Origin of the sequence: Pseudomonas sp. MIS38 (assembly GCF_019891575.1) — a bacterium.
Lineage (GTDB): Bacteria > Pseudomonadota > Gammaproteobacteria > Pseudomonadales > Pseudomonadaceae > Aquipseudomonas > Aquipseudomonas putida_A.
This window is the reverse complement of sequence record NZ_JAFLXF010000053.1, coordinates 1-1,374: the sequence shown is the minus strand read 5'-3', so window position 1 is coordinate 1,374 and position 1,374 is coordinate 1. Positions and strand designations below refer to the sequence as shown.

The 1,374-nt window shown below is 56.6% G+C and carries 1 protein-coding gene; it reads left to right on the top strand.

Annotated elements, in window-relative coordinates; translation table 11 throughout:
• The first annotated feature begins 52 nt into the window (after positions 1-52).
• Positions 53-1,312, top strand: a complete 1,260-nt coding sequence (locus J1G18_RS27800) for an IS256 family transposase (protein WP_098964685.1) — start codon at positions 53-55, stop codon at positions 1,310-1,312.
• The last annotated feature ends 62 nt before the right edge of the window (positions 1,313-1,374 follow it).

Here is a 1,374-nt window from a genome sequence, read left to right as displayed (position 1 = left end):
GGGAGTGTCATAAATTTTGTGTTCGGGCATAACATGTCGCAGAGGTGCATGTATGCCGACCAAAAAGAAACCGGCCCGAGAGGCCCAGCGTGACCTTCCTTCCATTCCCCAAGAGCTGATCGACCAGTTCGTCAGCGGCCCGATGAGTGCCGACGCTATTCAGGATGCCGCGATGGCGTTTAAGAAAGCGCTGATCGAGCGAGCCCTTGGCGCCGAGATGGGGCACCACCTTGGTTATCCTCAGGGCGCGGAGCGCCCTGAGGATTCGAGTAATCAGCGTAATGGCAGAAGCAGCAAGACCGTGCTGACCGAAGACGGCCCGTTGCGTCTGGATATTCCCAGAGACCGCGACGGCAGTTTCGCCCCGATCCTGATCCCCAAGCACGAGCGCCGTTTCACGGGTTTCGACGACAAAATCATCGCCATGTATGCCCGTGGCATGAGCGTTCGCGAGATTCGTGCTTTCCTCTCGGAACAGTACGGCACAGATGTCTCTCATGACTTCATCAGCTCCGTCACCGATGCGGTTCTGGAGGAAGTCAGTACCTGGCAGCAACGCCCGCTTGAGCCCATGTATCCGGTCATTTTCTTCGATGCTCTGCGGGTCAAGATCCGTGACGAAGGCGTGGTTCGCAATAAGGCCATCTACTTGGCTCTGGGCGTGCTGCCGGATGGGACCCGAGATATTTTGGGGATCTGGATCGAGAACACTGAAGGTGCCAAGTTCTGGATGAAGGTCTTCAATGACCTCAAAACCCGGGGCGTCGAAGACGTGCTGATCGCGGTAACTGACGGGCTCAAAGGTATGCCGGAGGCTTTGAGTGCGGTGTTTCCAGAGACAACGCTGCAGACATGCATCGTCCATTTGATCCGCAACAGCCTTGATTACGCGGCGTGGGACAAGCGCCGTGAACTGGCCAAGGCCCTTAAGCCGATTTATCAAGCTCTCAATGCCGATGTCGCCGAACAGGCTCTGGACGCCTTCGAAGCGGGGCCGTGGGGCAAGCAGTATCCGACGATAGCGGCGGCTTGGAGACGCGCCTGGGAGCGGGTTATCCCATTTTTCGTGTTCCCACCCGCGATACGCAAAGTGATCTACACCACCAACGCGATCGAAAGCATCAATTCGCAGTTACGCAAGATCATCAAGACAAGAGGCCACTTTCCAACCGATGAGGCGGCGACAAAACTGATCTGGCTGGCGCTGAAAAACATCACCGCCAACTGGGGCAGCGCCGCCCATGACTGGAAAAGCGCCATGAATCAGTTTGCGGTTTTATATGGAGACCGATTCATCAGGCCGAACTGGTGAAATGAAGGCCTGCCTGACGGCAGGCCATTACCGGCCCGCACACAAAAAATCTGACACTCTCG